The sequence below is a fragment of the Pseudomonas sp. 2848 genome, from assembly GCF_003253945.1.
Taxonomy (GTDB): Bacteria; Pseudomonadota; Gammaproteobacteria; order Pseudomonadales; family Pseudomonadaceae; genus Aquipseudomonas.
In genome coordinates this window covers 108604-135568 of sequence record NZ_QKZD01000003.1, presented here as the reverse complement: position 1 = coordinate 135568, position 26965 = coordinate 108604, and the positions used below count along the sequence as shown (strand labels likewise).

30 protein-coding genes and 1 tRNA gene are annotated in these 26965 nt (G+C 63.4%); 5 read left to right on the top strand and 26 right to left on the bottom strand.

Features of this window, described 5'->3' with window-relative positions; genetic code table 11:
* Nucleotides 1-19: 19 nt before the first annotated feature.
* From der to trmJ, 19 genes are all read right to left on the bottom strand, one after another.
* Entirely contained in the window at nucleotides 20-1483 is a 1464-nt protein-coding gene (gene der / locus DFS21_RS07805) for a ribosome biogenesis GTPase Der (RefSeq protein WP_102682071.1), read from the bottom strand.
* A gap of 117 nt (nucleotides 1484-1600) precedes the next feature.
* Entirely contained in the window at nucleotides 1601-2770 is a 1170-nt protein-coding gene (bamB, locus tag DFS21_RS07800) for an outer membrane protein assembly factor BamB (RefSeq protein ID WP_094011722.1), read from the bottom strand.
* A complete protein-coding gene (locus DFS21_RS07795) occupies nucleotides 2745-3386 on the bottom strand; it encodes a tetratricopeptide repeat protein (RefSeq protein WP_111532093.1) in 642 nt (213 codons plus the stop codon). Before DFS21_RS07795 ends, bamB begins: the two co-directional genes overlap by 26 nt.
* Before the next feature lie 38 nt (nucleotides 3387-3424).
* Nucleotides 3425-4714, bottom strand: a complete 1290-nt coding sequence (hisS, locus tag DFS21_RS07790) for a histidine--tRNA ligase (RefSeq protein WP_111532092.1) — start codon at nucleotides 4712-4714, stop codon at nucleotides 3425-3427.
* 24 nt (nucleotides 4715-4738) lie between these two features.
* Nucleotides 4739-5848: a flavodoxin-dependent (E)-4-hydroxy-3-methylbut-2-enyl-diphosphate synthase gene (ispG, locus tag DFS21_RS07785; RefSeq protein WP_011532347.1), complete on the bottom strand. Its 1110-nt coding sequence runs from the start codon at nucleotides 5846-5848 to the stop codon at nucleotides 4739-4741.
* A gap of 3 nt (nucleotides 5849-5851) precedes the next feature.
* On the bottom strand, nucleotides 5852-6901 hold the full coding sequence (locus DFS21_RS07780; protein WP_111532091.1) for a RodZ family helix-turn-helix domain-containing protein: 1050 nt from the start codon (nucleotides 6899-6901) through the stop codon (nucleotides 5852-5854).
* Nucleotides 6898-7659 carry a type IV pilus biogenesis/stability protein PilW gene (gene pilW / locus DFS21_RS07775; protein ID WP_110699947.1) on the bottom strand — a complete coding sequence of 254 codons (762 nt, stop codon included), beginning with the start codon at nucleotides 7657-7659 and terminating at the stop codon, nucleotides 6898-6900. The genes DFS21_RS07780 and pilW overlap by 4 nt, the downstream gene beginning before the upstream one ends.
* Nucleotides 7660-7673: 14 nt before the next feature.
* Nucleotides 7674-8816 carry a 23S rRNA (adenine(2503)-C(2))-methyltransferase RlmN gene (rlmN, locus tag DFS21_RS07770; RefSeq protein ID WP_102682075.1) on the bottom strand — a complete coding sequence of 381 codons (1143 nt, stop codon included), beginning with the start codon at nucleotides 8814-8816 and terminating at the stop codon, nucleotides 7674-7676.
* A 28-nt stretch (nucleotides 8817-8844) separates the two neighbouring features.
* A complete protein-coding gene (gene ndk, locus DFS21_RS07765; RefSeq protein ID WP_023630072.1) occupies nucleotides 8845-9270 on the bottom strand; it encodes a nucleoside-diphosphate kinase in 426 nt (141 codons plus the stop codon).
* A gap of 89 nt (nucleotides 9271-9359) precedes the next feature.
* Nucleotides 9360-9560, bottom strand: coding sequence for a Fe-S cluster assembly protein IscX (iscX, locus tag DFS21_RS07760; protein ID WP_102682076.1), 201 nt, complete (start codon nucleotides 9558-9560; stop codon nucleotides 9360-9362).
* A gap of 10 nt (nucleotides 9561-9570) precedes the next feature.
* Nucleotides 9571-9912 (bottom strand): ISC system 2Fe-2S type ferredoxin, encoded by a 342-nt coding sequence (fdx, locus tag DFS21_RS07755; RefSeq protein WP_046854253.1) that lies wholly within the window; start codon nucleotides 9910-9912, stop codon nucleotides 9571-9573.
* A gap of 3 nt (nucleotides 9913-9915) precedes the next feature.
* Nucleotides 9916-11778 carry a Fe-S protein assembly chaperone HscA gene (gene hscA / locus DFS21_RS07750; RefSeq protein WP_111532090.1) on the bottom strand — a complete coding sequence of 621 codons (1863 nt, stop codon included), beginning with the start codon at nucleotides 11776-11778 and terminating at the stop codon, nucleotides 9916-9918.
* Nucleotides 11779-11821: 43 nt separating this feature from the next.
* Entirely contained in the window at nucleotides 11822-12343 is a 522-nt protein-coding gene (hscB, locus tag DFS21_RS07745) for a co-chaperone HscB (protein ID WP_102682078.1), read from the bottom strand.
* Between the two features lie 8 nt (nucleotides 12344-12351).
* Nucleotides 12352-12675 carry an iron-sulfur cluster assembly protein IscA gene (gene iscA / locus DFS21_RS07740; RefSeq protein ID WP_023630636.1) on the bottom strand — a complete coding sequence of 108 codons (324 nt, stop codon included), beginning with the start codon at nucleotides 12673-12675 and terminating at the stop codon, nucleotides 12352-12354.
* Between the two features lie 25 nt (nucleotides 12676-12700).
* Nucleotides 12701-13087, bottom strand: a complete 387-nt coding sequence (gene iscU / locus DFS21_RS07735; RefSeq protein ID WP_023630637.1) for a Fe-S cluster assembly scaffold IscU — start codon at nucleotides 13085-13087, stop codon at nucleotides 12701-12703.
* A 46-nt stretch (nucleotides 13088-13133) separates the two neighbouring features.
* A complete protein-coding gene (locus DFS21_RS07730; RefSeq protein ID WP_023630638.1) occupies nucleotides 13134-14348 on the bottom strand; it encodes an IscS subfamily cysteine desulfurase in 1215 nt (404 codons plus the stop codon).
* Nucleotides 14349-14392: 44 nt separating this feature from the next.
* Nucleotides 14393-14884 (bottom strand): Fe-S cluster assembly transcriptional regulator IscR, encoded by a 492-nt coding sequence (gene iscR, locus DFS21_RS07725; RefSeq protein WP_023630639.1) that lies wholly within the window; start codon nucleotides 14882-14884, stop codon nucleotides 14393-14395.
* Nucleotides 14885-15052: 168 nt separating this feature from the next.
* Nucleotides 15053-15841: a serine O-acetyltransferase gene (cysE, locus tag DFS21_RS07720; protein ID WP_023630640.1), complete on the bottom strand. Its 789-nt coding sequence runs from the start codon at nucleotides 15839-15841 to the stop codon at nucleotides 15053-15055.
* A gap of 3 nt (nucleotides 15842-15844) precedes the next feature.
* Nucleotides 15845-16600: a tRNA (cytosine(32)/uridine(32)-2'-O)-methyltransferase TrmJ gene (gene trmJ / locus DFS21_RS07715; RefSeq protein WP_111532089.1), complete on the bottom strand. Its 756-nt coding sequence runs from the start codon at nucleotides 16598-16600 to the stop codon at nucleotides 15845-15847.
* A gap of 151 nt (nucleotides 16601-16751) precedes the next feature.
* Here trmJ and suhB point away from each other — a divergent pair, with 151 nt between their 5' ends.
* Nucleotides 16752-17570, top strand: a complete 819-nt coding sequence (gene suhB / locus DFS21_RS07710; protein ID WP_046854248.1) for an inositol-phosphate phosphatase — start codon at nucleotides 16752-16754, stop codon at nucleotides 17568-17570.
* Nucleotides 17571-17780: 210 nt separating this feature from the next.
* Here suhB and DFS21_RS07705 read toward each other — a convergent pair whose 3' ends face one another.
* The 6 genes from DFS21_RS07705 to queA all read right to left on the bottom strand — a co-directional run bounded on the left by DFS21_RS07705 (nucleotide 17781) and on the right by queA (nucleotide 23854).
* Nucleotides 17781-18329 carry a glycine zipper 2TM domain-containing protein gene (locus DFS21_RS07705; protein WP_102682081.1) on the bottom strand — a complete coding sequence of 183 codons (549 nt, stop codon included), beginning with the start codon at nucleotides 18327-18329 and terminating at the stop codon, nucleotides 17781-17783.
* Between the two features lie 121 nt (nucleotides 18330-18450).
* Nucleotides 18451-19359, bottom strand: coding sequence for a protein translocase subunit SecF (gene secF, locus DFS21_RS07700; RefSeq protein ID WP_102682082.1), 909 nt, complete (start codon nucleotides 19357-19359; stop codon nucleotides 18451-18453).
* Nucleotides 19360-19369: 10 nt separating this feature from the next.
* Nucleotides 19370-21232, bottom strand: coding sequence for a protein translocase subunit SecD (gene secD, locus DFS21_RS07695; protein WP_110699954.1), 1863 nt, complete (start codon nucleotides 21230-21232; stop codon nucleotides 19370-19372).
* A gap of 64 nt (nucleotides 21233-21296) precedes the next feature.
* Entirely contained in the window at nucleotides 21297-21632 is a 336-nt protein-coding gene (gene yajC, locus DFS21_RS07690) for a preprotein translocase subunit YajC (RefSeq protein WP_023629280.1), read from the bottom strand.
* 42 nt (nucleotides 21633-21674) lie between these two features.
* Nucleotides 21675-22790, bottom strand: coding sequence for a tRNA guanosine(34) transglycosylase Tgt (gene tgt / locus DFS21_RS07685; RefSeq protein ID WP_023629281.1), 1116 nt, complete (start codon nucleotides 22788-22790; stop codon nucleotides 21675-21677).
* A gap of 14 nt (nucleotides 22791-22804) precedes the next feature.
* Nucleotides 22805-23854 carry a tRNA preQ1(34) S-adenosylmethionine ribosyltransferase-isomerase QueA gene (gene queA / locus DFS21_RS07680; protein WP_102682086.1) on the bottom strand — a complete coding sequence of 350 codons (1050 nt, stop codon included), beginning with the start codon at nucleotides 23852-23854 and terminating at the stop codon, nucleotides 22805-22807.
* A gap of 109 nt (nucleotides 23855-23963) precedes the next feature.
* Between queA and DFS21_RS07675 the strand changes: the two genes are divergently transcribed.
* The 3 genes from DFS21_RS07675 to DFS21_RS07665 all read left to right on the top strand — a co-directional run bounded on the left by DFS21_RS07675 (nucleotide 23964) and on the right by DFS21_RS07665 (nucleotide 25605).
* Nucleotides 23964-24048: transfer RNA gene (locus tag DFS21_RS07675), tRNA-Leu, on the top strand.
* Between the two features lie 395 nt (nucleotides 24049-24443).
* Nucleotides 24444-24998, top strand: a complete 555-nt coding sequence (abiEi, locus tag DFS21_RS07670) for a type IV toxin-antitoxin system AbiEi family antitoxin (protein WP_111532088.1) — start codon at nucleotides 24444-24446, stop codon at nucleotides 24996-24998.
* 127 nt (nucleotides 24999-25125) lie between these two features.
* On the top strand, nucleotides 25126-25605 hold the full coding sequence (locus tag DFS21_RS07665; RefSeq protein WP_111532087.1) for an N-acetyltransferase: 480 nt from the start codon (nucleotides 25126-25128) through the stop codon (nucleotides 25603-25605).
* Nucleotides 25606-25719: 114 nt separating this feature from the next.
* Here the strand turns inward: DFS21_RS07665 and DFS21_RS27225 are convergent, their stop codons facing one another.
* Nucleotides 25720-25869 carry a hypothetical protein gene (locus tag DFS21_RS27225; protein ID WP_371926803.1) on the bottom strand — a complete coding sequence of 50 codons (150 nt, stop codon included), beginning with the start codon at nucleotides 25867-25869 and terminating at the stop codon, nucleotides 25720-25722.
* 204 nt (nucleotides 25870-26073) lie between these two features.
* Between DFS21_RS27225 and DFS21_RS07660 the strand changes: the two genes are divergently transcribed.
* Nucleotides 26074-26964, top strand: coding sequence for a bestrophin family protein (locus DFS21_RS07660; protein WP_111532086.1), 891 nt, complete (start codon nucleotides 26074-26076; stop codon nucleotides 26962-26964).
* Nucleotide 26965 lies beyond the last annotated feature (1 nt).

Sequence of the window (26965 nt, the reverse complement as noted above, 5' to 3'; positions counted from 1 at the left end):
CGATGAAGCCAGCACGGAATCAGCGCTTGTCGCGGCGCTTCTTCTCGGCCTTCTTGTGGTGCGACATCAGGCGGCGCTTCTTGTTGACCTGGCGATCGGTGAGGGTGTTCTTGTTGCCCTCGTACGGGTTCTCACCGCCCTTGTACTCGATGCGGATCGGCGTGCCGACCAGCTTGAGCACGCGGCGGTAGGTGTTCTCCAGGTAACGGGAGTAGGACTTGGGCACCTTCTCGGTCTGGTTGCCGTGGATCACGATCAGCGGCGGGTTGGCGCCACCGAGGTGGGCATAGCGCAGCTTGATGCGGCGGCCGTTGACCAGCGGCGGTTGGTGCTCGCTGATGGCGTCTTCGAGGATCTGCGTCAGGCGGCTGGTCGGCCAGCGGGTAACCGCCGACTTGAACGCGGCCTGCACCGACTTGTACAGGTGGCCAACGCCGGTGCCGTGCAAGGCGGAGATGAAGTGGATGTCGCAGAAGTCTACGAAGAACAGCCGGCGCTCAAGCTCGGTTTTCACATAGTCGCGCTCGCCCGGCTCCATGCCGTCCCACTTGTTCAGTGCAATGACGATCGCCCGGCCAGCGTCGAGGGCGAAGCCCAGCAGGTTGAGGTCGTGGTCGACCACGCCTTCGCGGGCGTCCATGACGAAGATCACCACGTTGGCGTCCTTGATCGCCTGCAGGGTCTTCACCACCGAGAACTTTTCGACTTCCTCGTGGATCTTGCCGCGCTTGCGCACGCCGGCGGTGTCGATGAAGGTGTACTTCTCGCCATCGCGCTCGAACGGGATGTAGATACTGTCGCGGGTGGTGCCAGGTTCGTCGTACACCACCACACGCTCTTCACCGAGCATGCGGTTGACCAGCGTCGACTTGCCCACGTTCGGGCGGCCGATGATGGCGATCTTGATACCGTCCTTTTCGCTCGGGCCGGGAATGCGCACGGCCTCTTCGCCTTCGGCGACGTCCTGGTCGAGGGCTTCTTCTTCGGCGTCACGCGGAATGTGGCCGAGCACCGACTCCATCAGGGCGTTGATACCACGGCCCTGGGAGCCGGCCACCGGGATGGCGTTGCCCATGCCCAGCGGCGAGAACTCGGCGCGGGCGATGTCGGGGTCGATGTTGTCGATCTTGTTCGCCACCAGCACCGCCGACTTGTTCCGCTTGCGCAGGTGGTCGGCGATCATCTGGTCGGCGGCGGTCATGCCAGCACGGGCGTCGACCAGGAACAAGACGTAGTCGGCTTCCTCGATGGCCATCAGCGACTGCTCGGCCATCTTCTCGTCCATGCCTACTTCGTCGCCGGTGATACCACCGGTGTCGATCAGGATGAACGAGCGACCCTGCCAGCTGGCATCACCATACTGGCGGTCACGGGTCAGGCCCGACAGGTCACCGACGATGGCATCGCGGGTCTTGGTCAGGCGGTTGAACATGGTGGATTTGCCGACGTTGGGGCGGCCCACCAGGGCGATTACGGGAACCATGCGGCTCTCCACTCTTGAATTCTTGAAAATGCAAAGGCCGCTGCAAGGCAGCGGCCGGAGTTCGGGCGGCGTTTCCTACGCCGCAACCTGAGCCCGCGAACGGGCTCAAGCATAGCTTCAGCGGATAGTCAGTGCCTCGAGCTTGCCGCTGTTGCCAAAGACGTAGATGGTGTCGCCGACCACGAGTGGGCGGGCACGCAGGCCATCGCTGTCGATACGCTCACGGCCGACGAAACGGCCATCGACCTGGCTGAGCAGGTGCAGGTAACCCTCGAAATCACCGACAGCCACATAGCTGGAGAACACTTCCGGCGCCGACAGCTGACGGCGGGCCATGGAGTCGTTGCTCCACAGCGAACTGGAAGAACGCTCGTCGACGCTCTGCACGGTGCCCGACGCTTCGCTCACGTAGACGTTGCCGAAGCCCTGGGCGACACCCACGTAGCTGGAGGCATCGCGCTGCCACAGCACGCGGCCGCTTTCCAGGTCCAGGCCGGCGACGCGGCCCTGGTAGGTGCTGACGTACAGGGTGCCACCGGACAGCAGCAGGCCGCCGTCGATGTCCACCACGCGGTCCAGCTCGGAACGGCCCTGCGGAACGGCCACGCGGCTTTCCCACACTGGCACGCCGTTGCTGATGTCGACCGCCACCACCTTGCCGGTTGAGAGGCCGGCAACGGCCAGGCGGTTGGTCACCACCGGCGCGCCGGTACCGCGCAGGGTCAGCACGGCCGGGCTGTTCTCGTAGATCCAGCGACGGTCGCCCGTGGCGGCGTCGAAGCCGACCAGGCGGTCGTCCTGGGTCTGCACCACCACCACGTCGCCGTTGTTGGCGGGCGGTGCCAGCACTTCACTGGAGACGCGGGAGCGCCAGCGCTCCTCGCCGGTGCTGGAGTCCAGGGCAATGACCTCGCCCTTGAGGGTACCCAGCATGACCAGGCCATAGCCCACGCCCACGGCGCCGGAAACCGGCAGCTCGAGGTCCTTCTTCCACACCACGTCACCGGTGATGCGGTTCAGCGCGAAGACCTCGCCGTTGACATCGGAAGCGTAGATGCGGTCGTTCTCGATGGCTGGCACCAGGGTGTTGTAGGTCTCACCCTGGCCGTCACCGATCGAACGGCTCCACTGCTTCTTCAGCACCACTTCCTCGGTGAACTTGGTCAGCTCGGCCGGGGGCAGTTCCTTCTTGCTGTTGCTGCTGCAACCCGCCGCCAGGACGGCGAGGGTGAGCACTGCTGCTTGTTTCCAACCCTTCACTTCAGGCGTCCCCTTTGGCCAGGTCATCCAGCTTCAGTTGCAGGCCACCGATCGCGGCGTCGTCGGACAGCGCGGCCTTGGCTTTTTCGTAGGCGCCGTGCGCGTCGTCGGCGCGGCCCAGCTGCACCAGCAGGTCGCCCTTGAGTTCTTCACGGCTGGCCAGGAAGGCCTTGTCGGTGTCGCCATCGAGTAGCTTGAGGGCGTCCTCGGCCTTGTCCTGGGCCGCGAGCACGCGGGCCAGGCGCTGGCGCGAAATCTCGCTCAGGGTGGCGTCGGCCGGCTTGTCCATCACGCTTTTGAGTTCGCTCGCCGCGTCGTCCAGCTTGCCGCTCTCTACCGCCACCTTGGCGACGAACAGGCTGCCGTACTGGGCGTAGGCGGTGCCGCCGTACTCGCTCTTGAGCTTGCCGGAAAGCTCCGCCACCTTGCTCGCGTCTGGCTTGCCATCTGGCGTCAGCGAGGTTTCCAGCAGGGCCTGATACAACGCCGAAGCGCCTTGCGACTGGTTGGCCTGATACTTGTGCCAGGTCTGCCAGCCCATCACCACCACACCGGCCAGCAGGGCGCCGGTCAGCAGTGGCTTGCCGTTGCGGTTCCACCAGTCCTTGGCCGCTGCCAGGCCTTCATCATCGGTACTCGACACCCCAATACTCCTATTCGCCTATTCGTTGTCGGACCGCGTCACGCCTGGGCGATCGCGGTTTCCAGGTGCGCAGCAAGCGCATCCCAGGCAATGTTCTGTTGTTCGCCCTGGCCGCGCAGGGGCTTCACGCCAATCTCTTGCTTGGCCAGCTCGTCGTCGCCGAGGATCAGGGCGAACAGCGCGCCGCTCTTGTCGGCCTTCTTGAACTGGCTCTTGAAGCTGCCGCCACCGGCGTTGACCGCCAGGCGCAGGTTTGGCTGGAGGTCGCGCAGGCTTTCGCTCAGGCGCAGGCCGGCCAACTCCGCCTGTTCGCCAAAGGCACACAGGTAGACGTCGATGGTACGGCTGATCGACTCGGGCACCTTGCCCAGGGTCTCCAGCAGCAGGATCAGACGCTCGATGCCCATGGCAAAACCGACGCCCGGGGTGGGCTTGCCGCCCATCTGCTCGACCAGGCCGTCATAACGGCCACCGGCGCAGACGGTGCCCTGGGCGCCGAGCTTGTCGGTGACCCACTCGAACACGGTCTTGCTGTAGTAGTCCAGGCCGCGGACCAGCTTGGTGTTGATCACGAACGGAATGCCGGCGACGTCCAGGCGGGCCTTCAGGCCCTCGAAGTGCACGCGGGACTCTTCGTCCAGGTAGTCTTCGAGCTTCGGTGCGCCAACCAGTACCGCCTGGGTGTTCTGGTCCTTGCTGTCGAGGATGCGCAGCGGGTTGCTCTTCAAGCGGCGCTGGCTGTCTTCATCCAGTTGTTCGAGGCGGGCCGACAGGTACTCGACCAGCGCATCGCGGTAACGCGCGCGGGCTGCGCTGGTGCCCAGGCTGTTGAGCTGCAGCTCGACCGCATCCTGGATACCCAGCAAGCCCCACAGACGCCAGGTCAGCATGATGAGTTCGGCGTCGACGTCCGGGCCGTCGAGGTTGAACACCTCCACGCCGATCTGGTGGAACTGGCGGTAGCGGCCCTTCTGCGGCCGCTCGTGGCGGAACATCTGGCCGATGTACCAGAGCTTCTGCACCTGGCCGTTGCCGGTAATGCCGTGCTCGAGCACGGCACGCACGCAGGCGGCGGTGCCTTCGGGGCGCAGGGTAAGCGAGTCGCCGTTGCGGTCCTCGAAGGTGTACATCTCCTTCTCGACGATATCGGTGACTTCACCGATCGAGCGCTTGAACAGCTCGGTGAACTCGACGATCGGCGTGCGGATCTGGCTGTAGCCGTAGCTGTCCAGCAAGCCGGCCACGGTGCCCTCGAAGTAGCGCCACAGCGGCGACTGGTCGGGCAGGATGTCGTTCATGCCACGGATGGCTTGCAGCGATTTGCTCACGAATAGTCCTTACGAATCTGTGTCTCAGCCGCGGGCGATCAGCGCCGCGTCGGCCTCGGCCTTCTCGGCCGCTTTCTGGCGGATGAGCTTTTCCAGCTCGTCGACCAGGTTGTCGTTGTTCAGCTTCTGCGATGGCTTGCCGTCGATATACACCAGGTTCGGCGTGCCGCCGGTCAGGCCCACGTGCGACTCCTTGGCCTCACCCGGGCCGTTGACCACGCAACCGATCACCGCCACGTCCAGCGGCACCAGCAGGTCCTCCAGGCGCCCTTCCAGTTCGTTCATGGTCTTGACCACATCGAAGTTCTGCCGCGAGCAGCTCGGGCAGGCGATGAAGTTGATGCCACGGGAACGCAGGTGCAGCGACTTGAGGATGTCGTAGCCGACCTTCACTTCCTCGACCGGATCGGCGGCCAGGGAAATGCGGATGGTGTCACCAATGCCTTCGGCCAGCAGCATACCTAGGCCGACGGCGGATTTCACCGTCCCCGAGCGCAGGCCGCCGGCTTCGGTGATGCCTAAGTGCAGCGGCTGGATGATCTGTTTGGCCAGCAGGCGGTAGGCTTCGACGGCCATGAACACGTCGGAGGCCTTGACGCTGACCTTGAAGTCCTGGAAATCCAGGCGGTCAAGGTGCTCGACGTGACGCAGGGCCGATTCGACCAACGCCGCCGGGGTCGGCTCGCCGTACTTCTTCTGCAGGTCCTTTTCCAGGGAGCCGGCGTTGACGCCGATGCGGATCGGGATACCACGGTCGCGGGCGGCATCGACCACGGCGCGCACACGGTCTTCACGGCCGATGTTGCCCGGGTTGATGCGCAGGCAGTCGACGCCCAGTTCGGCCACGCGCAGGGCGATCTTGTAGTCGAAGTGGATATCGGCGACCAGCGGTACGCTGACCAGTTTCTTGATTTTGCCGAACGCCTCGGCGGCGTCCATGTCCGGTACCGAGACACGGACGATGTCCACGCCGGCATCGACCAGGCGCTGGATCTGCGCCACGGTGGCGGCGACATCGTTGGTGTCGGTGTTGGTCATGCTCTGCACCGCGATGGGCGCATCACCACCCACCGGCACATTGCCGACCCAGATCTTGCGGGATTCGCGACGTTTGATCGGAGATTCGCCGTGCATGACTTACTGTCCCAACTTCAGGCGAGCGGTTTCGCCACTGGTGAACGGGGCGACATCGACCGCCTGGCCGTTGTAGCTCACCTGGGCGCCGCGGGCGAAGCCCAGGCGCACCGCGAACGGTGGCTTGCCGGTCAGTTCCAGGCTGTCGCCCTTGCGCTTGATGGCGCTGAATAGCACCTTGCCGTTGCCGTCGGTGACCTGGGTCCAGCAATCGGCGGTGAATTGGATATGAACCTTGGCGCTCCCGGCCGGGGCCGGCGTGGCTTCAGCGGGCGCAGCCGGTGCGACCGCAGCGGTGGCCGCGACGGCTGTGGTTGGCGCGGCGGCGGCAGGCGCGGCGGGGGTGACCACGGCAGGCGCGGCTGGCGCGACAACCGGTGCCACAGGCGCGGCGGCAGTCGGCGCGGTGCTGGTGGCTGGCGTTGCAGGTGCCACGGAGGCGACTGGCGCCTGGGCCTCGGCGACCGGTGTCTGCTCGGCGCTGTTCGGTTCCAGCGGCAGGGCCTGGCCTTCGGCCTGCTGGCCCTCGCTCACGGCCTGGTCTTCCGGCTCGTCCAGCGGGTGAATCTGCGTGGTGCCGTCGGCGCTCTCGACCTCGACGTGCTCCAGGGCGATCTTGGCCAGGTCCTTGCCGCGCAGGTTGCTCTGGTCCTGCCACCAGAAGAAACCGCCGCCGACCACGGCGACCAGCAGCAACAGGCTGACCACGCGCAGGATGTTGTGCGACAGGCGCACCGGCTCTTCGATACGGCCGAGCGCGTGCACCTCACTGCCTTTGGCATGGGTCCCGGTGATCTGGTCGAAGGCCTCGACCAGGGGCGCCTGGTCCATGTCCATCAGCTTGGCGTAGGCGCGGATGTAGCCACGGGCGAAGGTATGCCCGGGCAGCTTGTCGAAGGCGCCGTTTTCCAGGTTGTTCAGCGAAGATACCGTGAGGTTGAGCTTGCGAGCGACCTCGGCCTGGCTCCATTCGCGTTTTTCGCGGGCCTGGCGCAAGACGTCACCGGGGTTCTGGCGAGTCGCTGCTGCTACTTCAGTGTGCGCGGCTTTCATCGTTGCTCCGACAGGTATTGCTGATATTCCGGCGTACCGGGATAAAGTCGTTGTAATTGCTGGCCCAAGCGGGCAGCGGTGCCCTGCTCGTCAAGGGCAAGTGCCAGGCGATGGCCCAGCAGCAGGCTGCGGGCATTCTGGTCGCTCAGCTGGCTGAATCGATCGTAGTAATTCCGGGCCGGCACATAATGCCTGTTTTCGTAGGACAACTCAGCCATTTCGAGCAAAGCCTTCGGTTGCCGCTGATTCAGCCGAAGGGCCTTTTCCAGGTACTCGCGGGCCTGATCGCCCTGCCCCCGCTTCAAGGCGGTGAGCCCGAGGTTCTCGTAGACGCGCGAACGCTCAGGATACAGGGTATCGGCGGCGGCCTGGAGGAACATCGCGTGGGCTTTGTCGAAACGGCCCTGAGCATATAGGAAACTGCCGTAGTTGTTACGGATTCGCGTGTCATCCGGGCGGATGGCCAGGGCTTTGTCGAAATGTTCGCCGGCCAGGGCGGGCTCATCCTCGGCCTGGAACACCAGGGCGAGCGCGGCATGGGCATCGGCGTCGCGGGCGTCGAGGGCCAGGGCCTTGGCCAGAGGGGCCTTGGCGCGTTCGGTCAAACCTTGTTGCAAATAACCCAAGCCCAACTGTACATAGGCCTGCCCCGCCGCCTCGCGCCCCTGGCGGTTGGCCAGGGGGTCGCCCGCGCCTCCGGACACGCAGCCGGCCAGCAGCGAAAGCGTCAGGATCGACAGCGCGATGCGCAGGCTCATGGGGCAGATGCTCGTCAGGGGCGCGCGGCGCTGTCTTGCGGCTCGTCGGCGGCCAACTGGCGCACCGCGATGTAGCGCTCGCTGCGGCGAGTGCGGTCGTTGACCTGGCCCACCAGCTGACCGCACGCGGCGTCGATGTCGTCACCGCGGGTAGTGCGCGTGGTCACGTTGAAGCCGCCGTGGTGCAACAGGTCCTGGAAGCGGCGGATGGCATTGTTGCTCGGCCGCTCATAGCCGGAATGCGGGAACGGGTTGAACGGGATCAGGTTGATCTTGCACGGCACATCGCGCAGCAGTTCGATCATCTGCGCGGCGTGCTCGGGCTGGTCGTTGACGTCCTTGAGCAGGGTGTACTCGATGGTGAGCACGCGCTTGCCGCCGAGGGTGGACATATAGCCCATGCACGACTCCAGCAGCATCTTCAGCGGGTACTTCTTGTTGATCGGCACCAGCTTGTTGCGCAGCTCGTCGTTCGGCGCGTGCAGCGACAGGGCCAGGGACACATCGATGTGCTTGGCCAGCTCGTCGATCATCGGCACCACGCCCGAGGTGGACAGGGTGACGCGCCGCTTGGAAATGCCATAGCCCAGATCTTCCATCATGATCTTCATGGCCGCGATGACATTATCGAAATTCAGCAAGGGCTCGCCCATGCCCATCATGACCACGTTGGTAATCGCGCGGTCGATCTTGGCCGGGACGGTCCCGAAGGATTTGTTCGCAAGCCACACCTGGCCGATCACTTCGGCGGCGGTGAGGTTGCTGTTGAAGCCTTGCTTGCCGGTGGAGCAGAAACTGCAGTCCAGGGCGCAGCCGGCTTGCGACGACACGCACAGCGTGCCGCGATCGTCGGTGGGGATGTAGACGGTCTCGACGCAGCTGCCGGAGGCAACGCGGATCACCCACTTGCGGGTGCCGTCGGCGGAAATGTCTTCGCTGACCACTTCCGGGCCCCGAATTTCGGCAACGGCCTCGAGCTTTTCGCGCAAGACCTTGCCGACGTTCGTCATGGCGGCGAAATCATCGACGCCAAAATGGTGAATCCATTTCATCACCTGACCGGCACGGAAGCGCTTCTCCCCGATTGAGTCGAAGAACTGTTCCATTTCCGCCAGGGTAAGCCCCAGCAGGTTGATCTTGTCAGTCGATGTCGTCATGGATTCACCCTCACTCGTAAGCCTTCGCTTAGCGAGTGGTTACCTCGGTAGCAGCGAAGAAGTAAGCGATTTCGCGAGCGGCAGCGGCTTCGGAGTCCGAACCGTGAACAGCGTTGGCGTCGATCGACTCGGCGAAGTCAGCACGGATGGTGCCGGCAGCAGCTTCTTTAGGGTTGGTGGCGCCCATCAGCTCACGGTTGGCCAGAATGGCGTTTTCGCCTTCCAGAACCTGCACAACAACAGGGCCCGAAGTCATGAAGGCAACCAGGTCACCGAAGAAGCCGCGCTCTTTGTGCTCAGCGTAGAAGCCTTCGGCTTCGGCTTTGGACAGCTGCTTCATTTTCGAAGCGACGACGCGCAGGCCGGCTTTCTCGAAGCGAGTGGTGATCTCGCCGATGACGTTCTTGGCAACGGCGTCAGGCTTGATGATGGAGAAAGTACGTTGAACAGCCATGGAAAACTCCAGAATATTGAGTGTTGCGAAAAATTAAACCCGCGAATTATACGCGGGTTCCAGGGGATTGCCTAACCTGCAGCGTGCGCTCAGTCGGCTTCTTCGATCCAGGCCGCCTGGATGGCCTCGAGAACCTTCTCACCGCAACGCGACGGATCGTCATCGAATTCAGGCAGCGCCATCACCCAGGCGCGCAGATCGACGAAATTCACGTAATGAGGATCGACCTCAGGCTTGCTTTCCGCAAGCTGGATGGCGATCTCAAGTACATCAACCCATTTCAGACTCATGTACAAAACCTCAGTGCGGCGCTTCTGCGGCGTGGTTGAGCGAGTATTTGGGGATCTCGATGGTGAGGTCCTCATCGCCGACGACCACCTGGCAACCCAGGCGCGATTGCGCCTCCAGGCCCCAGGCCTTGTCCAGCATGTCTTCCTCCAGCTCATCGGCCTCCTCAAGGGAGTCGAAGCCCTTGCGGATGATGCAATGGCAGGTGGTGCAGGCCTTGACGCCGCCGCAGGCGCTTTCCATCTCGATGTGATGGTCGTGGGCCAGCTCCAGGATATTGGTCCCGGACGGCACTTCCACGGTCAGCCCTTCGGGGCAGAACTTCTCATGCGGCAGGAATGTCACCAGCGGCATCGATTACTCCTCGATCTCATTCAGGTTGCGCCCGGCCAGTGCGGCTTTGACCGTCGAATCAAGGCGACGGGCGGCAAATGCATCGGTCACCTGCGACAGACGCTTGGTCTGTTGCTCGATGGCAGCGCCATCGGTGCCGCTCAGCAAATCACGTAGTTCCTGCATCTGGAATTCGATCGCTTCGCGCTCGTCGCTGCTGAGCAAGCGTTCGCCATCGGCGTCCAGGGCGCCCTGCACCGCTTCGAGCAGGCGCTCGGCGTCGACCTGGTGCTCGCGCAACTGGCGCGCGTGCTTGTCGGAGCCGGCATGCTCGAACGAGTCCTTGAGCATGCGGGCGATCTCGCCGTCGGTCAGGCCATACGATGGCTTGACCTGGATGCTCGATTCCACGCCCGAACCCAGCTCGCGGGCCGCGACGCTGAGCAGGCCGTCGGCGTCGACCTGGAAGGTCACACGGATCTTCGCCGCACCGGCCACCATCGCCGGGATGCCGCGCAGCTCGAAGCGTGCCAGCGAGCGGCAATCGCTGATCAGCTCGCGCTCACCCTGCAGCACGTGGATCATCATGGCCGACTGGCCATCCTTGTAGGTGGTGAACTCCTGGGCGCGGGCCACCGGGATGGTGGTGTTGCGCGGGATCACCTTCTCCATCAGCCCGCCCATGGTCTCGAGGCCGAGCGACAGCGGGATGACGTCCAGCAGCAACAGCTCGCCGCCTTCGCGACGGTTGCCAGCCAGGGTGTCGGCCTGGATCGCGGCACCGATGGCCACCACCTGGTCCGGGTCGATCGAGGTCAGCGGGGTACGGCCAAACAGTGCGCCGACCGCCTCGCGCACACGTGGCACGCGGGTCGAACCGCCGACCATGACCACCGCGCCGACTTCTTCGAGCTCGACGCCGCTGTCACGCACGGCACGACGGCAGGCCTTGAGGCTGCGGGCGACCAATGGCTCGATCATGGCGTCGAAAGCCACCCGGCTCAGCTCGCCCTGCCAGGCGCCGTGGCTGACCCCGACCACGTCGGCGTCGGTCAGGGCTTCCTTGGCCGCGCAGGCAGCCTGCAGCAGCTGGCGCTGGGTGGCCGGGTCGAGGTCGGAGGAAAGCCCCGCCTGCTCGATGATCCAGCCGGCAATGGCGTGGTCGAAATCATCGCCGCCCAGGGCAGTATCGCCACCGGTGGCCAGCACTTCGAAGACACCGCCGGTCAGGCGCAGGATGGAAATATCGAAGGTACCGCCGCCCAGGTCGTAGATCGCCACCAGCCCTTCGGCATTCTGGTCCAGGCCATAGGCCACGGCCGCCGCAGTGGGCTCGTTGAGCAGGCGCAGGACGTTGAGGCCGGCCAGCTTGGCGGCATCCTTGGTCGCCTGGCGCTGGGCATCGTCGAAGTATGCCGGCACGGTGATCACCGCGCCCACCAGCTCGCCACCGAGAGTGTCCTCGGCGCGCTGGCGCAACACCTTGAGGATATCGGCCGACACTTCCACCGGGCTCTTCGGGCCCTGGACGGTGTCGATGAACGGCATGTGCGACTCGCCACCGACGAAACGGTACGGCAGTTGCTCGCCCAGCTGCTTGACGTCGGCCAGGCCGCGCCCCATCAGGCGCTTGACCGACAGAATGGTGTTCAACGGGTCGCTGGAGGCGGCATCGCGGGCAGCCTGGCCCACTTCATTGCGGCCTTCGAGATAACGCACGGCCGAGGGCAGGATCACCTGGCCCTGGTCATCGGGCAGCGGCTCGCTGCGCCCGCTGCGCACGGCGGCGACGAGAGAATTGGTGGTGCCCAGGTCAATGCCCACCGCCAGGCGGCGCTGGTGCGGTTGAGGGCTCTGACCGGGTTCGGCGATCTGCAGTAGGGCCATGCTTATCTGAGTACCTTAGGCGTCATCACGGGCGACGCCGGGGTTAATCGTCGAGGCGCTCTTCGAGTTGGCGCACTTCTTGGGCGAGCTTGTCGAGGAACTGCATGCGGCGCATCAGGCGTTCGGCCTTGTCGCGCTGGGCTGCATCGTCCCAACAGTCGGCGAAGTCATTGTTCAGTGCGTCCTGGGCCCCCTTGAGGCGCTTCTTGAACACACCAACACCGTCAAGATCGGCTTCGTCCTGCAACTCTTCGAGCTCTTCGCGCCACTGCATCTGCTGCAGCAGGAAGTCCGGGTCATGCACCGTGACTTCCTGAGGCACTTCGTGGCCACCGATGGCCAGCAGGTAACGGGCGCGACGCGGCGCGCTGCGCAAGGTCTGGTAGGCGTCGTTCAATGCTGCGGACTTTTCCAGGGCGACACGCTGCTCACGCTCGGAAGCGTCGGCGAAGCGGTCAGGGTGGACCTCACGGGCCAGTTCGCGATAGCGAACGGCCAGTTGGTCGAGGTCCAGGCGGAAAGCCGGTTGCAGGTCGAACAGGGCGAAATGGCAAAGAGTACCCACAGCCAGCCTCAAACGTTGAAGCTTTCGCCGCAGCCACACTCACCGCGCACGTTGGGGTTGTTGAACTTGAAACCTTCGTTCAACCCTTCCTTGACGAAGTCCAGCTCGGTGCCATCGAGGTACACCAGGCTTTTCGGGTCGATGATGACCTTCACGCCATGGTTCTCGAACACCTGGTCTTCGGCGGCGAGCTCGTCGACGAACTCCAGCACGTAGGCCAGGCCCGAGCAGCCGGTGGTGCGCACGCCCAGGCGAATGCCCTCACCCTTGCCGCGCCCGTCGAGGGAGCGGCGAATGTGGTTGGCGGCGGCTTCTGTCATGCTGATAGCCATCGGAACTCCTTACCTCGCAGTCGACTTAGACCAAGCCTTTCTTCTGCTTGTAATCGCGAACAGCGGCCTTGATGGCATCTTCGGCGAGCACGGAGCAGTGGATCTTGACCGGCGGCAATGCCAGCTCTTCAGCCAGCTGGGTGTTCTTGATGGTCTCGGCCTCGTCCAGGGTCTTGCCCTTCATCCACTCGGTGGCGAGGGAGCTGGAGGCGATGGCCGAACCGCAACCGTAGGTCTTGAACTTGGCGTCTTCGATGACGCCCTGCTCGTTGACCTTGATCTGCAGGCGCATCACGTCACCGCAGGCCGGGGCGCCGACCATGCCGGTACCGACATCCGGATCGTCGGCGTTCATCTTGCCGACGTTGCGCGGGTTTTCGTAGTGGTCGATGACCTTTTCACTGTATGCCATGGTGCAATTCCTTCCTCATCAGGGAGCCGCTCTTGCCGGCGACTGCTTAGTGGGCGGCCCACTCGATCTTGGAGATGTCGACGCCGTCTTTGTACATGTCCCACAGCGGCGACAATTCGCGCAGCTTGTTGACGGCCTCGCAGACTTTCTGCGCGGCGTAGTCGACTTCTTCCTCGGTGGTGAAGCGACCGAAGGAGAAGCGGATCGAGCTGTGCGCCAGCTCGTCGTTGCGGCCCAGGGCGCGCAGGACGTAGGACGGCTCGAGCGAAGCGGAGGTGCAGGCCGAACCGGACGAAACAGCGATGTCCTTGAGCGACATCAGCAGCGACTCGCCTTCGACGTAGTTGAAGCTCAGGTTCAGGTTGTGCGGCACGCGCTGGGTCTGGCTGCCGTTGACGTACAGCTCTTCGAGGTCCGAGACCTGCTTGAAGAAGCGGTCACTCAGGGCCTTGATGCGCACGTTTTCAGCGGCCATTTCCTGCTTGGCAATGGCGAAGGCTTCGCCCATGCCGACGATCTGATGGGTCGGCAGGGTGCCCGAACGCATGCCGCGCTCATGGCCACCGCCGTGAATGATGGCTTCCAGGCGCACGCGCGGCTTGCGGCTGACGTACAGCGCGCCGATGCCTTTGGGGCCGTAGACCTTGTGCGCGGAGAACGACATCAGGTCGACCTTGAGCTTTTGCACGTCGATCTCGACCTTGCCGGCCGACTGCGCGGCGTCGACATGAAACAGTACACCGCGCGAACGGGTCAGTTCGCCGATGGCGGCGATGTCGTTGATCGAGCCGACTTCGTTGTTCACGTGCATCAGCGAGACCAGGATGGTGTCGTCGCGCAGGACGGCTTCGACCATCGCCGGGGTGACGATGCCGTCTTCACCCGGCTCGAGGTAGGTGACCTCGAAACCTTCACGCTCAAGCTGGCGAGCAGTATCCAGGACCGCCTTGTGCTCGATCTTGGAGGTGATGATGTGTTTGCCCTTGGTCTGATAGAAGTGCGCCACGCCTTTGAGGGCGAGGTTGTCGGACTCGGTGGCACCGCTGGTCCAGACGATCTCGCGCGGATCGGCGTTGATCAGCTCGGCGACCTGGCGGCGGCCGTTCTCGACTGCTTCCTCGGCTTTCCAGCCGAACACGTGGGAGCGCGAGGCCGGGTTACCGAAGTTCCCGTCAACCAGCAGGCACTCGGCCATCTTCTGGGCGACACGGGGATCGACCGGCGTGGTCGCGGAGTAATCGAGGTAGATCGGCAACTTCATTGAGTATCTCCTATCAGGCGGTGGCGTCGCTCGTCGCTGCAATTTCAGTCGACGGCGGACGTCTCAATCTTGTCCAGCTGGGCGGTTCGGCCTGCGACACGGCGCAGGTCCTGGCGCTGGGCGACTTCCTGCACCTCGCGGCGCATGACGAGGTCGGCCAGGCTGATGCCACTGAGGAATTCATGGATCTGCTGGCTCAGGTCACACCACAGGTGGTGAGTCAGGCAGGTATCACCGGCGTGGCAATCCCCCAGGCCCTGGCAACGGGTGGCATCGACCGATTCGTTGACCGCGTCGATGACCTGGGCCACCTGGATGGTTTCCATGCCTCGCGACAGCTGGTAGCCGCCGCCTGGGCCGCGAACGCTGGATACCAGGCTGCTGCGGCGCAGCTTGGCGAACAGCTGTTCCAGATAAGAGAGGGAAATGCCCTGGCGCTCGGAAATATCGGCCAAAGACACCGGCCCCTGCTGCGCGTGCAACGCCAGGTCAAGCATGGCGGTCACGGCGTATCGGCCTTTGGTAGTCAGTCGCATGGCGTATGGGTACCACGGGAGTTACAGGATGTGTGCGAGTATGCGATTCCCGAGCATTTAAGTCAACTATAAGACCTAGTGCTTTAGTCGGGTATGCATGCGGGAGGCGGCCGCGAGTGTAGCAGACAAGGGGCGCGAGCACACGCCCCTTGTATCGGGCCGGCGCAATCAATGCGACCGAGTGTCGCCCTGCTTCAGCTCGACGCAGGCCTCGGCGAAGTCGTCGTCGGGCAGTGCCGGCAGCTCCTTGGCGCAGTAGTCACTGCCCATCCGGGTCAGCGCGCCACACATGCCCTCCAGGCGCTCGTCGACGGCCTGCAGGTGGTCGAGCATCTGGCCGATGGCGCGCGCCACCGGGTCCGGCATGTCGCCACTGACGCCATAGGCGTCGAAGCCGATCTTCTCGGCCATGGCCTTGCGCTTGGCCTCGACGGCGTCATCCTCGGTCTTGACGATGATCCGCCCCGGGATGCCTACCGCCGTGGCGCCGGCCGGCACCGCCTTGGTAACCACCGCGTTGGAGCCGATCTTGGCCCCGGCGCCCACGGTAAACGGGCCCAGCACCTTGGCCCCGGCACCGACCACGACGCCGTTTTCCAGGGTCGGGTGACGCTTGCCCTTGTTCCAGCTGGTGCCACCGAGGGTGACACCCTGGTAGAGGGTCACGTCGTCGCCGATCTCGGCGGTTTCGCCAATGACGATGCCCATGCCATGGTCGATGAAGAAGCGCCGGCCGATGGTCGCGCCCGGGTGGATTTCGATACCGGTCAGCCAGCGGCCGAAGTTCGACACCAGGCGCGCCAGCCACTTGAAATCGCGCTTCCACAGGGCATTGCCCAGGCGGTGCAGCCAGATGGCGTGCATGCCCGGGTAGCAGGTCAACACCTCGAAGGCATTGCGCGCGGCGGGGTCACGATGGAAAACACTTTGAATATCTTCACGCAGACGCTCGAACATCGTTCAGTCCTTCCGTTTATGCGGCTCGCCCCGGACAACTTTCTGGGTCTCGGTGAGGATGCCGCGCAAAATGCTCATTTCCGTACGCTCGACCGAGCTGCGCCCATACAGCCGACGCATGCGCGGCATCAGGTGCTTGGGCTTGGCAGGGTCGAGGAAGCCGATGTCCACCAGGGTTTTTTCCAGGTGGTCATAAAACAGCTCCATTTCGTCCATGGTCGCCAGTTCATTGGCGTCCGCCTTCTCGACCTTGGGCGCCGCGTCCGGCACCGCCAACGAGGCCATGCGCACCTCGTAGGCGAGCACCTGGACCGCGGCGGCCAGATTCAGCGAGCTGAAGTCGGGATTGGAGGGAATGTGCACGTGGAAGTGACATCGCTGCAGTTCTTCGTTGGTCAGGCCGGCGTGTTCGCGACCGAACACCAGGGCGATTTCCTCACCGCCCAGGGCGTGCTCCACCGCCTTGGTGCCGCACTCACGCGGGCCGATCAGCGGCCAGGGAATGCTGCGCTCGCGGGCGCTGGTGCCCATGACCAGGCTGCAGCCGACCAGCGCCTGCTCGAGACTTTCGACCACCTGGGCGCCGGCCAGCACGTCGTCGGCACCCGAGGCGCGCGCCGAGGCATCGGCGGCCGGGAATTCTTTCGGCTGCACCAGCACCAGGCGCGACAAGCCCATGTTCTTCATGGCACGCGCAGCGCCGCCGATGTTGCCGGGGTGGCTGGTATTGACCAGGACAACACGAATATTTTGCAGCAAGGTGTCGTGCTCTCGGATGCAGAAAAAGGAGGGTTCGATCTTACAGAACCGACCAGCGTAACGCCATGAAAGCAAATGTGACACTTCTGTCGTCAAAGATTTCTGCTAGAATGGCCGGCTTTCCTCTTTAACATCTCCAGGTGACCTTCCCATGCAGCCTATGCTGAATATCGCCCTGCGCGCCGCTCGCAGCGCCAGTGAACTGATTTTCCGCTCCATCGAACGCCTGGACAGCATCAAAGTCGACGAAAAGCAGGCCAAGGACTACGTGTCCGAGGTTGATCGCGCCGCCGAGAAGGTCATCGTCGAAGCCCTGCGCAAGGCCTACCCGAACCACTCCATCCAGGGCGAAGAAACTGGCCTGCACGCCGGCACTGGCGAGGAAGGCAAGGACTATCTGTGGATCATCGACCCACTGGACGGCACCACCAACTTCCTGCGTGGCGTGCCGCACTTCGCTGTCAGCATCGCCTGCAAATACCGCGGCCGCCTCGAGCACGCCGTGATCGTCGATCCGGTTCGCCAGGAAGAATTCACCGCCAGCCGTGGCCGTGGCGCCCAGATCAATGGCCGTCGCCTGCGCGTCAGCTCGCGCACCAGCCTGGAAGGCGCCCTGCTGGGTACCGGTTTCCCGTTCCGTGACAGCCAGATGGCCGACCTGGACAACTACCTGGGCATGTTCCGCGCCCTGACCGGCCAGACCGCCGGCATCCGCCGCGCCGGTTCCGCCAGCCTGGACCTGGCCTATGTCGCCGCCGGCCGCTTCGACGCCTTCTGGGAGTCGGGCCTGTCCGAGTGGGACATGGCCGCAGGCGTGCTGCTGATCCAGGAAGCGGGCGGCCTGGTCAGCGACTTCAACGGTGGCCACGAATTCCTCGAGAAAGGCCACATCGTCGCGGGCAACATCAAGTGCTTCAAGGCCGTGCTGACTGCCATCCAGCCGCACCTGCCGGAACACATGAAGCGCTAAGCGCCGATTGCGAGCACAAAAAAAGCACCTCTCGAGGTGCTTTTTTTGTGCCGCCGTTTTTAGGAAATCACCAGCGTGGGAGCGGGCTTGACCCGCGATCACCGGCAAAGCCGGTGCCATACACCGCATCGCGGGGCAAGCCCGCTCCCACGCTGTTCCTGCTAAATCATCACGGTGCGAACAGTTCCATGAGATGAATCCGCAAAAGGCTCACTGCCCCGGCTGGTTCTGACTCAGGATCAGCTTGCCGTTCTTGTCCAGCGGGATGGTCGAGCCCGGCTCATGATCCATCTTCACCTTGCCGACCTGATCACCGATGGAATAGGTCACGTTGTAGCCCACGACCTTGTCGCTGATGTCATTGACCGTGTTGCAACGGGTTTGCGTGGTGGTGTAGGTGTCACGCTCTTGCATGCCCTCCTGCACCTTGTTGCCGGCATAGCCGCCGCCGACCGCACCGGCCACGGTGGCAATCTTCTTGCCGGTACCGCCGCCGATCTGGTTACCCAACAGGCCACCAGCGATGGCGCCGACCACCGTACCGGCGATCTGGTGCTGGTCCTTGACCGGCGCCTGACGCGTCACGGTGACGTCCTTGCAGACCTCGCGCGGCGTCTTCACCTGCTGCTTGATCGGCTGCACGTCAGTGACCTGGGCGTACTCAGGCCCCTTGTTCACCAAGCTGTAGGTCGCCACAGCACCTCCGGCAGTCACACCGACAGCACCCAGAACCGCACCCACCAGCATTGATTTGTTCACGTGAACCTCCTGATCGTACCCGCGGGCATAGGGCCCGCCTTCTCCCAGCCTTGGAGCAAAAAAAAAGGCGCGAGTTCAACACTCGCGCCTCTCTTTACGCCAGACGGCGTGGGGCGAAGCCTTACGGGCGCTCGTCCACACCCTCGGCCTTGACCGGCGGGATCAGGTCTTCGCTGCTCAGGTTCAGCCAGATCAGCACCACGTTGGCGATGTAGATCGACGAGTAGGTACCCGCCATGACGCCGATGAACAACGCCAGGGAGAAGCCGAACAGGTTGTCACCGCCGAAGAACAGCAGCGCGGCAATGGCCAGCAAGGTCGACACCGAGGTGGCGACGGTCCGCAGCAGGGTCTGGGTAGTCGAGATGTTGATGTTCTCGATCAGCGAGGCCTTGCGCAGCACGCGGAAGTTCTCGCGCACCCGGTCGAACACCACGATGGTGTCGTTGAGCGAATAGCCGATGATCGCCAGCACCGCCGCCAGCACCGTCAGGTCGAAGGTGATCTGGAAGAACGACAGGATGCCCAGGGTGACCACCACGTCGTGGATCAGCGAGATGATCGCGCCGACCGCGAACTTCCACTGGAACCGGAACGCCAGGTAGATGAGGATGCCGCCCAGGGCCAGGAGCATGCCGAGGCCGCCCTGGTCACGCAGCTCCTCGCCCACCTGAGGGCCGACGAACTCGACGCGCTTGACCGTGGCCGGGTTATCGCCACCGATCTTCTGCAGCGCCTCGGCCACGCGGTTGCCCAACTGTGGATCATCGCCCGGCATGCGCACCAGCAGGTCGGTGGTGGCGCCGAAGCTCTGCACCACGGCATCGTGGAAGCCGGAGCCAACCAGCTCGGTACGCACCTTCTCCAGGTCTGCCGGACGCTCATAGGTGAGCTCGATCAGCGTGCCGCCGGTGAAGTCCAGGCCGAAGTTCAGGCCCTTGTGCCACCAGCTGAACAGCGCCAGCACGGTGAGGAGCACGGTGATGGCGAACGCGACATTGCGCACGCCCATGAAGTTGATGGTTTTCATCGCAGCTCCCTCAAACCCACAGCTTCTTGATGTCACGCCCGCCACAGGTCAGGTTGACCAGTGCGCGGGTCACCATGACGGCGGTGAACATCGAGGTGAAAATCCCGAGGGACATGGTGACCGCGAAGCCCTTGACCGGACCAGTACCCATGGCGAACAGGATGCCGCCGACCAGCAAGGTGGTCAGGTTGGCGTCGACGATCGCCGAGTAGGCGCGGTTGAAACCTTCGTGGATGGCGCGCTGCACCGACATGCCGGCGGCGATCTCTTCGCGGATCCGCGAGAAGATCAGCACGTTGGCGTCCACCGCCATACCCATGGTCAACACGATACCGGCGATACCCGGCAGGGTCAGCGTGGCCCCCAGCAGCGACATCAGCGCCAACAGCAGGACCATGTTGCCCGCCAAGGCGATGGTCGCCAGCACGCCGAAGGCGCGATAGATGGCGATGATGAACAGCGAGACGAACAGCATGCCCCACAGGGATGCGTCAATACCCTTGGTGATGTTGTCGGCACCCAGGCTCGGGCCGATGGTGCGCTCTTCGGCGAAGTACATCGGCGCGGCCAGACCACCGGCCCGCAGCAGCAGGGCCAGTTCGGAGGACTCGCCCTGGCCATTCAGCCCGGTGATGCGGAACTGGCTGCCCAGCGGCGACTGGATGGTCGCCAGGCTGATGATCTTCTTCTCTTCCTGGAAGGTCTGCACCGCGACTTCTTTCTCGACGCCGTCGACCACCTGTTTCTGGTAGCGGGTCACCGGCTTCTGCTCGATGAAGATCACCGCCATGCTGCGGCCGACGTTGCTGCGCGTGGCGCGGCTCATCAGCTCGCCGCCATGGCCGTCGAGGCGAATGTTCACCTGCGGGCGACCGTGCTCGTCGAAGCTGGCCTGGGCGTCGGTGACCTGGTCACCGGTGATGATCAGGCCGCGCTCGACCGGAGCGGAGCGGCCGCCTTCGCGGAACTCGAACACCTCGGTGGTGGCCTTGGACGCGCCTGGCTCGGCGCCGAAGCGGAACTCCAGGTTGGCGGTCTTGCCGAGGATACGCTTGGCTTCGGCGGTGTCCTGCACGCCCGGCAGCTCGACCACGATGCGGTTGGCACCCTGGCGCTGCACCAGCGGCTCGGCCACGCCCAGCTCGTTCACACGGTTGCGGACGGTGGTCAGGTTCTGCTTGATGGAGTATTCGCGGATCTCGGCGACCTTGGCCTGGGTCAGCGCCAGGCGCAACACGGCGAGCTCGTTGCGCTCGGTGGTGGTCAGGTCGAAATCACTGAAATTCTTGCGGATCAGGCTGCGGGCCTGTTCGCGGGTAGCATCGTCGGCGAAGCCCAGCATGATCCCGCCGTCCTGCTGCGGCAGGCTGCGGTAGCGGACGCGCTCTTTGCGCAGCAAGGTCTTGACCTCGCCTTCGTAGACTTTCATGCGCGCGGTCATGGCCTTGTCCATGTCCACTTCCAGCAGGAAGTGCACACCACCGGACAGGTCCAGGCCGAGCTTCATCGGGCTGGCACCCAGGTTGCGCAGCCACTGCGGCGTGGTCTGGGCCAGGTTCAGGGCCACGACATAGTCGTCACCGAGAGCCTTGCGCGCCACATCCTTGGCCGGCAGCTGGTCTTCCTGGTTGGTCAGGCGCACCAGGGCACTGCCCTTCTCGCCCAGGCTGCCGCCTTTGACGGTGATGCCGGCATCGGTCAGCGCCTTGGTGACGCGATCGAGATCGGCCTGGCTGACATGCAGGGCGGAACTGGCGCCGCTGATCTGCACCGCCGGATCATCCGGGTAGAGGTTGGGTGCGGAATAAATGAAGCCGACCGCCAGTACCACCACGATCAGCAGGTATTTCCACAAAGGGTATTTGTTCAGCATCACGCCGCCCGTTCAAGACGCGGGGCGCTTTGCGCGCCCCGACTGGAAAAATGAAACCGGTAACTCAGATAGCCTTGAGCGTACCTTTTGGCAGGGTCGCGGCAATGGCGCCCTTCTGGAACTTCAGCTCGACATTGTCGGACACTTCCAGGACCACGAAGTCGTCGGCAACCTTGACGATCTTGCCGGCGATGCCACCGTTGGTGACAACTTCGTCACCTTTTTGCAGGTTGCTCAGCAGGTTCTTCTGCTCTTTGGCACGCTTGGCCTGCGGGCGCCAGATCATCAGGTAGAAGATGACCAGGAAGCCGACCAGGAAGATCCACTCGAAGCCGGTACCGGCTGGGCCGGCGGCGGGGGCTGCTGCGTCCGCGTAGGCGGCGGGGATAAAGAAGCTCATTGGGCTCTCCTAATGGAATTTTCTAATAATGATTGCGAACAGTCAGTCCAAAGGCGGAACGGGAAGCCCGCGCTTGGCGTAGAAGGCGTCGACAAAGGCGGCCAATTTACCCTGTTGAATAGCCTCGCGTAAACCGGCCATCAAGCGCTGGTAATGGCGCAAGTTGTGGATGGTATTCAGCATGCTGCTCAACATTTCGCCGCACTTGTCCAGGTGGTGCAGGTAGGCGCGGGAGAAGTTGGTGCAGGTGTAGCAATCGCAGGTCGGATCCAGCGGCGATTCATCGTGGCGATGGAACGCGTTGCGGATCTTGATCACCCCGGTATCGACGAACAGATGGCCGTTGCGCGCGTTGCGCGTGGGCATCACGCAGTCGAACATGTCGACGCCGCGGCGCACACCCTCTACAAGATCTTCCGGCTTGCCTACCCCCATAAGGTAACGAGGTTTGTCAGCCGGCATCTGCGCGGGCAGGTAGTCCAGCACCTTGATCATCTCGTGCTTGGGTTCGCCCACCGACAGGCCGCCGATGGCCAGGCCATCGAAGTCGATGTTGACCAGCGCTTCCAGCGAGCGCATGCGCAAGTCCTGGTACATGCCGCCCTGGACGATGCCGAACAGCGCCGCGGTGTTGTCGCCGTGGGCGTTCTTCGAGCGCTGGGCCCAGCGCAGCGACAGCTCCATCGAGGTGCGCGCCACGTCGTGCTCGGCCGGGTAAGGCGTGCACTCGTCGAAGATCATCACGATGTCCGAGCCCAGGTCGCGCTGCACCTGCATGGACTCTTCCGGCCCCATGAACACCTTGGAGCCGTCCACTGGCGATGCGAAGGTCACGCCTTCCTCCTTGATCTTGCGCATGGCGCCCAGGCTGAACACCTGGAAACCACCGGAATCAGTGAGGATAGGGCCTTTCCATTGCATGAAATCGTGCAGGCCGTTGTGTTTCTTGATGACCTCGGTGCCCGGGCGCAGCCACAGGTGGAAGGTGTTGCCAAGGATGATCTCGGCGCCGATGGCCTCGATGTCACGCGGCAGCATGCCCTTGACCGTGCCATAGGTGCCCACCGGCATGAAGGCCGGGGTTTCGACCGTGCCACGGGGGAAGGTCAGCCGGCCGCGACGGGCCTTGCCGTCGGTGGCCAGCAGTTCGAACGACATTCGACAGGTGCGACTCATGCTTGATCCTCTGGGCCGCGTGGCGCCGGATTGCGGGTGATGAACATGGCATCACCGTAACTGAAGAAGCGGTAACCGTTCGCGACCGCCGCCGCATAGGCGGCCATGGTCTCCGGGTAACCGGCGAAGGCCGAGACCAGCATCAGCAGCGTGGACTCCGGCAGGTGGAAGTTGGTGACCAGGCAATCGACCACATGGAACGGCCGGCCCGGGAAGATGAAGATGTCGGTGTCGCCGCTGAACGCCTTGAGCTCGCCATCGCGCGCCGCGCTCTCCAGCGAACGCACGCTGGTGGTGCCCACGGCGATCACCCGCCCGCCACGGGCGCGGCAGGCCTGCACGGCATCGACCACATCCTGGCCCACTTCGAGCCACTCTTTATGCATGGTGTGGTCTTCGATCTTGTCGACCCGCACCGGCTGGAAGGTGCCCGCCCCTACGTGCAAGGTGACGAAGGCGCGCTCGACGCCCTTGGCGGCGATCTTTTCCAGCAGCGCCTCGTCGAAGTGCAGGCCGGCGGTGGGCGCGGCCACGGCGCCGGCGCGCTGAGCGTAGACGGTCTGGTAGCGCTCGCGGTCGGCGCCCTCGTCGGGGCGGTCAATGTACGGCGGCAGCGGCATATGGCCGACGCGCTCGAGCAGCGGCAGCACCTCTTCGCTGAAACGCAGCTCGAACAGCGTGTCGTGGCGGGCGACCATCTCGGCCTCGCCACCGCCGTCGATGAGGATCTGCGCGCCTTCTTTAGGCGCCTTGCTGGCACGCACATGGGCCAGCACGCGGTGGCTGTCGAGCACGCGCTCGACCAGCACTTCCAGCTTGCCGCCGGAGGCTTTCTGGCCGAACAGCCGCGCCGGGATCACCCGGGTGTTGTTGAACACCATCAGGTCGCCGGGGCGCAGATAGTCGAGCAGATCGGTGAACTGCTTGTGGGCCAGCTCGCCGCTGGGGCCATCGAGCACCAGCAGGCGGCTGCCATGACGCTCGGCCAGTGGATGGCGGGCAATCAGGGAATCGGGGAGTTCGAAGGAAAAATCGGCGACGCGCATGATGATGTTCGGGTTCGACAGGGCCGGGAAGTTTAGCCCAATGCGTGAAAATTGACCATGAAAGCCGATTGACCGCCTTGGGCGACCTCTCTATACTGCGGCGCCACAAGCCCTGATGGCGGAATTGGTAGACGCGGCGGATTCAAAATCCGTTTTCGAAAGGAGTGGGAGTTCGAGTCTCCCTCGGGGCACCAAGATCCAGAAAAAACCGACCTTATGGTCGGTTTTTTTGTGTCTGTCGTTTTGCTGCCCGTCACACGCATGGGAGCTGGCTTGCCCCGCGCTGAAGCAAACCAGCACCTCATCCAGAAATTTCGGTTAACTCGTGCCAGGTTTCTTCAATCTGCCTTTAGGGTCATCCCTTTCAGGGGCTTTTTGGCGCGTTTTTTTGACCGACCGAGCGCCCGACGAAGGTGTCCAAAATCATTAGGCCAGTTCAAAGTGGGCCTGCCCGTTAGTAGTTGCGTTGATGTCTTTCGAGCCAAGCTGGTGACTGCACAGAAAATCACACATAGTGCAACTTACTGAATAGCCACAGCACCGTTCTACACTAAGTTTCACAAACCGTGACTTTCTGTTGATCAACCCCATGCCTGCCCAGCCGCTCCAGCGCCTCTACAGAGGCCTGCATCACCTCGCCACACCCCAGCGCTATCTGTTCACGCCAGCGGATATGCGTGCCCTGATACCTGGTTTGTCCGACGGTGCCTATCGCTCGATGCTGAGCAGGGCGTCCAGCGACAGCATCCTGATCAGGGTATGCAGGGGGCTTTATCTCTTCACTCCGGCCAAGCCCAACCCTGGGCTCGTGCTCTATCACACCGCAGCCCGCCTGCGAGCTGACAATCTCAACTACATCAGCCTCGAGTGCGCTCTCAGCGATATCGGAGTGATCTCTCAGGTACCACAGAACTGGCTGACTATCATCTCGTCAGGGCGAAGCCAGACCATAAGTTGTGCAGCCTTCGGCACGGTCGAGTTCGTCCATACCACCCGAACCGCTCTCGAACTCAACGGCCAACTCGACTACGACGACCGCTGCCGCCTATGGCGCGCTAATGCCTCCCTGGCCTTGGCCGACATGAAGCGGACCAGACGCAATCTGGAGCTGATCGACTGGAAAACGGCCAATGAACTTGTTTGATCAACTTGTCCAGCACGCCCTGGGCAACACACCCGAGCTCGCTTCACTGGAACAGCCTGCCCAACATTGACATCCCGCTATCAGTTGCACAGGGTTGGTAATTTCTTAACACCGCGGAACATCATCTATGCCACTGAGCCATCGCCCCGCCCTCCCTGCCGACATCGCCACGCTCTGCAACTTCCCTCAGAGCGCGGACGAACTCTTCTATATGTTCCCCAAAGCCAGCTACCCGCTTACCCCCGCGCAACTGAGCGAAGCCATCGCCCAGCGCAGCGGTTCGACTGTGATCGAGACTGATGGCGTGATGGTTGGCTTCGCCAATTTCTACAAAGCCGAACACGGCGGTGTCTGCGCGCTGGGTAATGTGGTGGTGGCGCCCGCTGCGCGGGGTCAGGGGGTGGCACGTTATCTGGTGCAGTGCATGATCGGCCTGGCTCGCGAAGAGTTCGCAGCGCGGGAGATCTGGGTATCGTGTTTCAATCACAACACCGCAGGGCTGCTGCTTTATCCACAGCTCGGTTTTGTGCCGTTCGGGATCGAGGAGCGGCGGGCGCCGGATGGAAGCCGGGTGGCGCTGGTGCAGATGAAGCAGGTGTTGGACTGAAGCTGCGTTGCAGCCATCGCGGGGCAAGCGCGCTCCCGCGCTGACGATGCTCGCAATTCCGCTCACCGTGCGACAGTGCAGTACAAAAGACCGGGTGTAAGGAATCTGGCTGGACTAGCCATCTGTAGTGCGCAAGCGTGCGGCCTGGACATGGGACTGGGCTCGAATGATTTCATCTGCGTCACCTTCGGCCACTACCTGTGACAGGTATCCCTGAATCGCTGCCTCTGAATCCAGTAGATCCGCAATCTTGAATGAGGTCAGTTCACTGGTCGTGCTCGACTTCCTGAAAGTGAATGGGTCATGAACCTAAACCATCGCCGCGAGGGACGTTTTACCTCTTGATGTAGGCATCTTCTTAACTGCCCACCGGAAAAACCACGTTACACCCTGCGACGAATCCCAGCGAACCTTGACCCCTCCCGCGACGTCGGAACCTGCATCCCCCCGCTTCGAGGTTCCCCCAACGTGAAAGCCCTCCTCGCCCGCAAGTACCGCCTGGTGGTCAAGACCTTCGGCTACATCGGCTGGTCGCTGTTCTGGCTGCTGATCTGGGACGTGCTGGTCACCATCGACTTCATGCTGTTCTTCAACAGCAAGTTCAGCCTGCCGCTGATCCCGCTCACCCTGCTGGGCTCGGCGCTGGTGGTGCTGGTGAGCTTTCGCAACAGCAGTGCCTACAACCGCTGGTGGGAAGCACGCACCTTGTGGGGGGCGCTGGTGAACAGTTCACGCAGTTTCGCCCGGCAGGTGCTGACGCTGGTCGACGACCCGGCTGACGGGCCGAACCCGGTGAAGGCGACCTTGCTGCGCCGGCACATCGCCTATGTGAACTGCCTGGCCGCCCACCTCAAGAACGAGAAATGCCCGGACGAGCTGATGGCCTTCATACCGCCCGGCGAGTTCGAACGGCGTAATCGCTCCAACAACTTCGCCAACGACATCCTCAGCGGCTCGGCGGCACTGCTGGCCCAGGAATACCAGGCCGGGCGGCTGGACAGCATTCGTCTGGCGCGCCTGGAGTCGACGCTGGTGGACCTGTCCAACGCCCAGGGCGGGATGGAGCGGATCGCCAATACGCCGCTGCCCTACCCTTATGTGTACTTCCCACGGCTGTTCATCACGCTGTTCTGCCTGATCGTGCCGGTGGGGCTGGTGGAATCGCTGGGCTGGTTCACGCCGCTGGCCTCGACCGTGGTCGGCTTCATGCTGCTGGCGATCGAACGGATCGGCACGGACCTGCAGAGCCCGTTCCGCATCAGCGAGCATCAGATCCCGATGGACACGATCTGCGAGACCATCGAACGCAACCTGGAGTCGATGCAGCGTGAGGCGCAGTGTACAGCCAGCGTGCCTTGAG